This window comes from Burkholderia sp. BE12, assembly GCF_002959955.1.
Classification (GTDB): Bacteria; Pseudomonadota; Gammaproteobacteria; order Burkholderiales; family Burkholderiaceae; genus Burkholderia.
On sequence record NZ_PREY01000006.1, the window covers coordinates 188,169 to 196,540 of the forward strand.

Below are 8,372 nucleotides of genomic sequence, written 5' to 3' on the forward strand. Positions count from 1 at the left end.
TTTCAGCGATACGCAGCTAGCACCGCGCCGCTGGGCGGCACGTTCGCGGCGGCCCGAAAGAGGGCCGCGCGGCAGCCGGTGCACTCAGTGCTTGCGCCGCCAGTCGAGCAGGTGGTGTTCCGCCATCCAGTGGTGGATCATTCCTTCGCCTTCGTGGCTGCGCTTGTATTCGCGCGACTCGAAGTACGACAGCGCGACCAGCACCATCACACCGATGAACAAGCCGATCAGGCCCGCAATTTCTTCAGACGACATGGCAGCCTCCTTTCAACGGCACAGCGCCATGCGTACATAGTAGGACATGCGCGGCGCAACCCTGAAACCGGATTTCCGCTAGACTCGGCGCGGTCCCGGCGTGCGATGGGCGCGCCGTTTTCCGGAGCCCTACCTGATGACCCGTTTCATGCTGGCCGTGCTGGTCGCATCCCTTCTTGCCGCCTGCAGCAGCGATCCGCGCCAGACGCGCCGCGGCCATCCGCCGGAGGATCCGGCCGACTATCGCGGCGTGCCGACCGACATGACGCCGCCGTCGATGCTCGATGCGCCGTCGCCGAAACCCGTGCAGTAACGCTCGCGCGGCCCACTGTCACGCACGGGCCGCGGACGCGGTCTGCGGGTCGGCGCCAATGCGCCGCAACAGCGCCGGCAGGTAGCGCGCGAGCGTCGCGCCGCGCGCCGCCATGAACAGCACCAGCGCGAACCAGAGGCCGTGATTGCCGAAGGCGCCGACGGCGGCGAGCGTGGCCACGATGAAGATCGACAACGACACGGCCATCGCGCGCATCAACGATTGCGTCTGCGTCGCGCCGATGAACACGCCGTCGAGCAGGAAGCCCCAGACCGACACGATCGGCGAGATCGCGGCCCACGGTAGGTAGCGCAGCGCGACGGCGCGGATCTCGGCCTGGTCGGTCAGACGCGCGACGATCCAGCCGCCCGCCGCCCAGTAAACGAGCGCGAACAGCAGCGCCCCGAGCGCGGACCAGAACAGCGTGACGCGCACGGCCTGCCGGAATGCGTGACGATCGCGCGCGCCGGCCGCCGCGCCGACGAGCGCCTCGGCCGCATGCGCGAAGCCGTCGAGGCCATACGCCATGAAGGTCTGAAAATTCAGCAGCAGCGCATTCGCGGCGAGCGTCGCGTCGCCTTGTTTCGCGCCGAGATGCGCGAACCACCCGAACGCGCCGAGCAGGCACAGCGTGCGCAGGAAGATGTCGCGATTGAGCACGATCAGCCGCTTGAGCGCGACGCGGTCGGCAAGCGCGCGTACCGCGAGCGGTGCAAGGCCGCGCGGCCGCAGCCGCCACAGCATCCACGCGCCGAGCGCGAAGCCGCACGCGTCCGCGGTGGCGGTCGCGGCGCCGATGCCGGCGATGCCCCAACCGAAACCGTACACGTAGAGCAGCACGGCGCCGATGTTCACCGCATTGATGAACACTTGCGCGACGAGTGCGAGCCGAACGCGCTGCACGCCGAGCAGGTAGCCGAGCACCACGTAGTTCGCGAGCGCGAACGGCGCGCTCCAGATTCGGGTGTGGCTGTAGGCGAGCGCCGTCGCGTGGACGGCATCGCTGCCGCCGAGCACGGAGAGCGCGAACGACAGCAGCGGCACCTGCAGCGCGAGCACCGCGGCGCCGAGCGCGAACGCGACGATCAGCGCACGCAGCAGGTTCAGGCGGATCCCGGCGGCGTCGCCGGCGCCATGCGCTTGCGCGACGAGGCCGGTCGTCCCCATCCGCAGGAAGCCGAAGCCCCAGAACACGAAATTGAAGAACAGCCCGCCGAGCGCGACGCCGCCGAGATATTGCGCTCCGTCGAGGTGGCCGGCGACGGCCGTGTCGACGGCGCCGAGGATCGGCTGGGTCAGGTTCGCGATGACGATCGGGAACGCGAGCGCGAGGACGCGCCGATGCGTGACGGCGGCCGCGGCGGCGCCGGCTCCGTGCGGTAAGACGGATTCGGACATGGCGGACGCGTCAGGCGCGTTCCTGCACGCAGACCCACGGCGAGACGACGACCGCCCACAGCTCCGGGTTGCGCGCCGCGTAGTCGGCGGCGGTCTCGGCCGGCATGCGCGCGACGAGTCCGGATGACAGCCAGCGCGTGACCTGTTCGGCATCGTCGCTGGCGACCGCTTCCGCGACGCTGACGAGATCGAGGTCGCGCGCAACCGACAGCAGCTTGCCCTGCGCGAAGAAGCGCTCGAGATCGCACCAGTCGATCTTGGCGGTCTCGCCGAGGAGTTTGGCGTAGAGCGGGCTGTGCGACGCGCCCGTGGCGGAGTGTTGATCAGAGGACATCGGTTTTTTGGAATAGCTGCGTGGCGCCACTATAAACCATCCGGCCGGGCGGGCCGAGCGGGGGCGGGCCGCTCACGCGTCGCGCAGCGCGCGGCGCACGATCTTGCCGGTGGCGGTCATCGGCAGACTGTCGACGAACGCGATCGCGCGCGGATACTCGTGCGCGGCGAGCCGCGTGCGCACGTGTTCCTGCAGCGCGCCGACGAGCGCGGCGTCGCCTACGTGGCCGGGATTCAGCACGACGAACGCCTTGACGATTTCGGTGCGCGTCGTGTCGGGCACGCCGACGACGGCCGCCATCCGCACCGCCGGATGCGTGAGCAGGCAGTCCTCGATCGGGCCCGGGCCGATCCGGTAACCGGCGCTCGTGATCACGTCGTCGTCGCGGCCGACGAAGCGCACGAAACCGTCGGCGTCGATCGTGCCCGTATCGCCGGTGAGCAGGTAGTCGCCGGCGAACTTGTCGCGCGTCGCGCCGGGGTTGCGCCAGTATTCGAGAAACATCACCGGATCGGGGCGGCGCACCGCGATACGGCCTTCGACGCCGGGCGGCAGCGGCGCGCCCGCCGCGTCGACGATCGCGACCGCATGGCCGGGCACCGCCTTGCCGATCGCGCCGGGCTGCGCATCGAACAACGCCGCGCACGACGACAGCACCATGTTGCACTCGGTTTGCCCGTAGAACTCGTTGATCGTCACGCCGAGCGCGTCGCGGCCCCACGCCGTCAGTTCGGTACCGAGCGATTCGCCGCCGCTTGCGACCGATTTCAGCGACAGCGCGTAGCGTTCGCGCGGCGCCGCGACGGCGCGCATCAGCTTCAGTGCGGTGGGCGGCAGGAAGGCATGGGTGACGCCGTGCCGCGCCATCAGCGCGAACGCCGCGTCGCCGTCGAATTTCTCGAAGCGGCGCGCGAGCACCGGCACGCCGTGATGCCATGACGGCAGCAGCACGTCGAGCAGCCCGCCGATCCATGCCCAGTCGGCGGGCGTCCAGAACAGGTGTGCGTCGCGTGGGAAGCATTGCTGAGACATCTCGACGCCGGGCAGGTGGCCGAGCAGTACGCGATGCGCGTGGAGCGCGCCTTTCGGCTTGCCCGTCGTGCCGGACGTATAGATGATCACGGCCGGATCGTCGGCGGCCGTATCGGCCGGCACGAACTCCGGTGTTTCGGCGGCAAGCGCCGCGTCATAGTGCAGCACGCCCGGCGCGTCGGGCGCATCGTCGCCGATGCAGTAGACGGTATGCAGCGCCGGCAGTTGCGCCCGCAGCGGCGCGATCTTCGCGTAGCCGGCCGCGTCGGTGACGAGCGCGGCGGCCTCGCTGTTCGCGAGCCGGTACTCGAGCGCATCGACGCCGAACAGCGTGAAGAGCGGCACTGCGATCGCGCCGAGCTTGTACGCGGCGAGATGGGCGATCGCCGTTTCGGGGCCCTGCGCGAGAAAGATGCCGATCCGGTCGCCACGCCGCAAGCCGGCCCGCGCAAAGCTGTTCGCGAGCCGGTTAGAAGCATTCCTCAGGTCGTCGAACGTGATGCGGAAAACGTCGCCTTGCGCCGTTTCGTGGATCAGCGCGAGGCGTCCGCTGCCGTCTGCCCATTTGTCGCATACGTCCACGGCGATGTTGTAGCGCGCCGGAATGTCCCAGTGGAAGCGGGAGAGGAGGTGATCGTAGCGGTCGGCGGCGGGCAGCATCGCATGGTCTCCTGGGTGTCGGCGTGGCGTCGGGTGAACGGCTTACATCAGGATTTCACGCAGACGAATCCACAATGGTGTTTGCTGATAGGGAATGTTCGGGCTCGTCCAATCGCCTCGGCTCAGTGCACGATTCCACAATGACGCATAAGATCAAGACAAAACAGTGGTGTGACCATGGATTTGCTTCTGATAGCTGCGGGGTTCAGCCTGATCGGAATCGGTGTGCTGGTGGCGTTTGCTCGTCATGTCGATCCGTTGTCCGGCCGTTTCACCGGACGTCTGCGCAAGCGCTGACTCGATTTTTTCCGTTTTCGCCGCGACGGCACGCGATGCGCGCCGGCGTCGCGTGTCGTCTGTCGTGCGCTCAGCGCGCCGGCAGGTAGCGTGACGGATCGATCGAGCGGCCGCCATAGCGCAACTCGAAATGCAGCGCGACGCGATCGCTGTCGCTGTTGCCCATCTCCGCGATCGATTGCCCTTGCGTGACCGACTGGCCTTCCTTCACCAGCAGCGCGCGGTTGTGCGCGTAGGCCGTCAGGTAATCGGCGTTGTGCTTCAGGATGATCAGGTTGCCGTAGCCGCGCAGCCCGTTACCGGCATAGACCACGACACCCGGTGCGGCTGCGACCACCGGCGTGCCTGGCGAATTCGCGATGTCGATGCCCTTCGATTTCGAGCCGTCGAACGTGCGCACCACGTTGCCGGCCGCCGGCCAGATCAGCGCAATGCTCGTGGCCGGTTTCACGGCCGATTCGACCGGCGCGGAAGGGGCCGGGCGCGCGCGGCCCGCGCTGCCGGTGCCGGTGGTCGATGGCGTCGATGCGGTGGCCGTGCCGGGGGGCGGCGCGACGCGCAGCACCTGTCCGACTTCGATCGCATCGGGATTCGTCATCTGGTTCCAGCGCACGATGCTCTGTACCGACGTGCGGTTGTCGCGCGCGATCTTGTAGAGCGTGTCGCCACGCTCGACGCGGTAGAACCCGGGGCCGACGGGCGCGGAGCCGCACGCGACGAGCAGGGCGGCGCAGGCGGCTGCGAAGAGTCGCTTCGTTGTTGTTCCGAACATTGAACCTCGCAAAACCCCGCCGCGCGTGACGCGGCAGGCAACACAAAACGTCCGATTTTAACGGGTTCGACCCGCGCACCGCAGTTTCGGGCGCTGGCGGGCCGCAGCACCCCGGTTCGATGCGTGCCGAATCAGCCGGCGAGCGGGGCGACGCGGATCCGCAGCGCGGCCGTTTCGGTCGCGCCCGGCGCGAGCGTGCGCAGCCCGAGGCCGTTGTGGATCGCATCGGGCAGGCCGAGCCATGGCTCGACGCAATAGAAGTCCGAATCCGGCTTTTCGGTCCACGTCGTGACCGCGTACCACGGGATCGAGCCCGGCACGTCCAGCGCGATCTCGATCGTGCGGCGGCGGCCAGGCATCACGATGCGCACCGGCGCGGACGGCTCGCCGTCGAGGCAGTGGAAGCGGTCGAGGATGTCCGGATCGTCGAGGCGGTAACGGGCTTCGCCCGGTTCGAGCGGGCTGATCGAGCCGTCCGCGCGCTGCTGGCAACGATGCGTCGGCGGCAACTCGAGGAGCGTATCGGCCCGCTCGCCGTGCGGCAGCGCGAAGTAGAAATGGTGGCCGGCGTAATAGGGCAGCGGCGTGTCGCCGCGATTGGTCGTCGTCAGCGCGACTTCCAGCGTATGCGCGTCGGCGAGCCGGTAGGTCGTCTCGAACCGGAAATCGAACGGGTAACTCGCGCGCAGCGCGTCGTTCGCGTCGAGCGTCATCGTCAGCGCGGCGCCGTCGGCCGACGGATGCGCGTCGAACGGCAGATCGCGCGCGAAACCGTGCATCGGCAGATCGCGAACCACGCCGTCGGCGTCGCGCCAACGGCCGATTTCACCGTCGACGCGGTGACGGCCGAGGAACGGGAACAGCAGCGGATTGCCGCCGCGCACACGGGCGAGATTGCTCCAGTCGGCGGTTTCCGGCCAGAAGATCACCGGTTCGCCATCGACGTGCCAGGACAGCAGGCGGCCGCCGAATTGCGGGGCGACCCGGACGAGCGACGGGCCGGCGTGGAGTTCGTGAATGTCGTGTTGCTGGAAGATCGGCATGGCGAATCGGGTTGGGCGGGTGACGGGAGCAACGTGCGTTCCATTATCGGGCCGCGAGCGGTCGGGGAAAACCCTTCTCGGGAAATTGCGAGTTTTTAACACTGTCGACGGTCTGGATAATGCCTCTAAACCGGTGATGTTGCCGGGTCATGACACTTCGCGGAGGGGGCCATGGATCTGGCAATGGCAATGGGAATCGCACTGTTCGGCATGTTTACCGGGAGCACGGTATTATTTTTCTATCAGCTCGGCCGCTGACGGCAATTTCTGCCGAAGCCGACAGGCCCGCCATGCAAATGGCGGGCTTTTTGCTTTCTGAATGCTTACAAATTGCAAGCGTTTGTGTGCATTGCCGCAATATCCTGCCAAATGCCTTGGCGCAGTAATCCGGCCTCGGCATAATCGGTGCGCGTTTTTCAGGACGCGCATCGCGTCGTCCGCCTTCCTTCCCGCTTAATCTTCACTAAAAGGACCGACGCGTGAGCCTCTGGTTTCTGGTATTCCTGAGCGTCCTGCAGGGCGTCACCGAACTCTTCCCCGTCAGCAGCCTTGGCCATACGCTACTCGTGCCGGCGCTGTTCGGCATGCATATCGACAAGCACGCGCCGCAACTGTTGCCCTTCCTCGTCGCGCTTCACCTCGGCACCGCGCTGGCGCTGCTGTGGTACTTCCGCGCGCGCTGGGTCGCGCTGATCGGCGGTTTCTTCGCGCAGCTCGGCGGCCGCAAGAACGACGACGGGCACCTGATGTGGGCGCTGATCATCGGTACGATCCCGACCGGCATCGTCGGGCTGCTGCTCGAGAAGCGCATCGAACGCGTGTTTCACGATCTGCGGATCGTCGCGATCGCGCTGATCGTCAACGGCGTGTTGCTATGGCTGGGCGATCGCATTCAGCGTAGCCGCGCGCATCGACCGCCCGAGAAGATGACGTTCAAGCAGGCATTCTTCGTGGGCCTTGCGCAGATCGGCGCGCTGATTCCCGGCTTCTCGCGCAGCGGGTTGACGATGATCGCCGGCAACGCGGCCGGGCTGACGGCGGAGAAGGCGGCGGAATTCTCGTTCCTGCTCGGCACGCCGATCATCTTTGCCGCGGGCGTGCTCGAACTGCCGAAACTGTTCCATGCGCGCGACCAGCTCGCCGACGCGCTGCTCGGCGGCGTGCTGACGGCGATCGCCGCATACCTGAGCGTGCGGTTCCTGATGCGCTATTTCGAAGGGCGCGGGAGGCTTGCCTCGTTCGGCGTGTATTGCGTGATCGCCGGCGTGTTCTGCCTCGGCTGGTTCATGCTGCATCCGCAGCCGGTTTGATGCCGCGGGCACCGGTCTCGCGTGATCCGGCGCGATGATCGGGTATAATTTCGGGCTCGGCTCCATGCCGGGCCCGTTTCGTTTCGGGGGTTTGAGTTGTGTTGTTGTGGGCGGTGTGGCTGCCGCTCGTTGCTCAAAAGCCCGATGCCGAATGCGGCTCGTGTCAGGCCGCGTCTTTTCTCCCCGACCGCCCTTAGCTCAGTTGGATAGAGCAACGGCCTTCTAAGCCGTAGGTCACACGTTCGAATCGTGTAGGGCGGGCCAGTAAAATCAGTACGTGAGCTGATATTTTCACATTCCTCGTCCTCAGTTGGCATGCTCATGTAGGCGGCATGTAGGTTTTTGTAGTCAACTTGGATTGCCGACAATCCATGTGGACGGGCTACCCTCACTGACAAACGCTCACTTTAATGGTGTCGTACGCTGCAATGCCGAACCCGTCACACGACAAGATCGAGGCGCGGAGGGGTAGTCAGCTGATCACTAATACCTATCGATGTAACAGCAGATGCCAAGACTTTCCCAGCCTTGGCGTTTTTTATGCCGCATGGGCGCGGCGGCCTTGGCCGGCGCCGGATCGGGCTTGGCGGGCTCGCCCATCAACGAATCGATCGCATCGTGCAGGTCATGGCGAGCATCGATCGCAGAGGATGCGAGGGCGGAATCTTCGTGCCGGCCGAACGGCGGATAGCTATCGACCGAGTCGGCGCTGGCTTCATGTGCGGCGTGGACAACGTGATCGGGGTAAGGCGCGTACGCTTCCCATTCGTTAAATTCATCGACGTCGACGGAAGGCGGGGCGGCTGCGCTGTGAGACGGCGAGGGAGCGACAGGTGCGTGTCGGCGTGCCGGCCGGTCCTTGATAGCGAGCCAATAGAAACCCACCGCGAACATGGCGACGAGCGCGAGGTCCAGCCCGATCAGCACAAAGGTAGGGGGATCAGAGATCACGGAAACT

9 protein-coding genes and 1 tRNA gene are annotated in these 8,372 nt (G+C 66.6%); 3 read left to right on the forward strand and 7 right to left on the reverse strand.

Annotation, left to right across the window (positions count from 1 at the left end; translation table 11 throughout):
* Nucleotides 1-84: 84 nt before the first annotated feature.
* The gene (locus C4B30_RS35620; protein ID WP_175888554.1) at nt 85-255 is read right to left on the reverse strand and encodes a hypothetical protein; all 171 of its coding nucleotides are present in this window, start codon (nt 253-255) and stop codon (nt 85-87) included.
* A 136-nt stretch (nt 256-391) separates the two neighbouring features.
* On the opposite strand from C4B30_RS35620, the gene C4B30_RS35625 reads away from it, so the two are divergent.
* Nucleotides 392-568 (forward strand): hypothetical protein, encoded by a 177-nt coding sequence (locus C4B30_RS35625; RefSeq protein ID WP_199779066.1) that lies wholly within the window; start codon nt 392-394, stop codon nt 566-568.
* Nucleotides 569-586: 18 nt separating this feature from the next.
* On the opposite strand, the gene C4B30_RS08935 is transcribed toward C4B30_RS35625, so the two are convergent.
* The 5 genes from C4B30_RS08935 to C4B30_RS08955 form a co-directional block, all read right to left on the reverse strand.
* The gene (locus tag C4B30_RS08935) at nt 587-1,966 is read right to left on the reverse strand and encodes an MATE family efflux transporter (protein WP_105132381.1); all 1,380 of its coding nucleotides are present in this window, start codon (nt 1,964-1,966) and stop codon (nt 587-589) included.
* A 10-nt stretch (nt 1,967-1,976) separates the two neighbouring features.
* Entirely contained in the window at nt 1,977-2,300 is a 324-nt protein-coding gene (locus tag C4B30_RS08940; protein WP_027784097.1) for a DUF2288 domain-containing protein, read from the reverse strand.
* 72 nt (nt 2,301-2,372) lie between these two features.
* Nucleotides 2,373-3,992, reverse strand: a complete 1,620-nt coding sequence (locus tag C4B30_RS08945; protein ID WP_105132382.1) for an acyl-CoA synthetase — start codon at nt 3,990-3,992, stop codon at nt 2,373-2,375.
* A 367-nt stretch (nt 3,993-4,359) separates the two neighbouring features.
* Nucleotides 4,360-5,061 carry a peptidoglycan DD-metalloendopeptidase family protein gene (locus C4B30_RS08950; protein ID WP_089499940.1) on the reverse strand — a complete coding sequence of 234 codons (702 nt, stop codon included), beginning with the start codon at nt 5,059-5,061 and terminating at the stop codon, nt 4,360-4,362.
* A 131-nt stretch (nt 5,062-5,192) separates the two neighbouring features.
* The gene (locus tag C4B30_RS08955) at nt 5,193-6,104 is read right to left on the reverse strand and encodes an aldose epimerase family protein (protein WP_105132383.1); all 912 of its coding nucleotides are present in this window, start codon (nt 6,102-6,104) and stop codon (nt 5,193-5,195) included.
* A 479-nt stretch (nt 6,105-6,583) separates the two neighbouring features.
* Here C4B30_RS08955 and C4B30_RS08960 point away from each other — a divergent pair, with 479 nt between their 5' ends.
* Together C4B30_RS08960 and C4B30_RS08965 are read left to right on the forward strand one after the other, a co-directional pair.
* Entirely contained in the window at nt 6,584-7,414 is an 831-nt protein-coding gene (locus C4B30_RS08960) for an undecaprenyl-diphosphate phosphatase (protein ID WP_105132384.1), read from the forward strand.
* 187 nt (nt 7,415-7,601) lie between these two features.
* Nucleotides 7,602-7,678: transfer RNA gene (locus C4B30_RS08965), tRNA-Arg, on the forward strand.
* Nucleotides 7,679-7,897: 219 nt separating this feature from the next.
* On the opposite strand, the gene C4B30_RS08970 is transcribed toward C4B30_RS08965, so the two are convergent.
* Nucleotides 7,898-8,365 (reverse strand): hypothetical protein, encoded by a 468-nt coding sequence (locus C4B30_RS08970; protein WP_105132385.1) that lies wholly within the window; start codon nt 8,363-8,365, stop codon nt 7,898-7,900.
* Nucleotides 8,366-8,372: the final 7 nt, after the last annotated feature.

Bases quoted from the DNA above. Each gene is read 5' to 3' on its own strand.
- C4B30_RS08940 (WP_027784097.1), bottom strand. From the start codon at position 2,300: ATGTCCTCTGATCAACACTCCGCCACGGGCGCGTCGCACAGCCCGCTC.
- C4B30_RS08955 (WP_105132383.1), bottom strand. From the start codon at position 6,104: ATGCCGATCTTCCAGCAACACGACATTCACGAACTCCACGCCGGCCCG.
- C4B30_RS08945 (WP_105132382.1), bottom strand. From the start codon at position 3,992: ATGCTGCCCGCCGCCGACCGCTACGATCACCTCCTCTCCCGCTTCCAC.
- C4B30_RS35620 (WP_175888554.1), bottom strand. From the start codon at position 255: ATGTCGTCTGAAGAAATTGCGGGCCTGATCGGCTTGTTCATCGGTGTG.
- C4B30_RS08950 (WP_089499940.1), bottom strand. From the start codon at position 5,061: ATGTTCGGAACAACAACGAAGCGACTCTTCGCAGCCGCCTGCGCCGCC.
- C4B30_RS35625 (WP_199779066.1), top strand. From the start codon at position 392: ATGACCCGTTTCATGCTGGCCGTGCTGGTCGCATCCCTTCTTGCCGCC.
- C4B30_RS08935 (WP_105132381.1), bottom strand. From the start codon at position 1,966: ATGTCCGAATCCGTCTTACCGCACGGAGCCGGCGCCGCCGCGGCCGCC.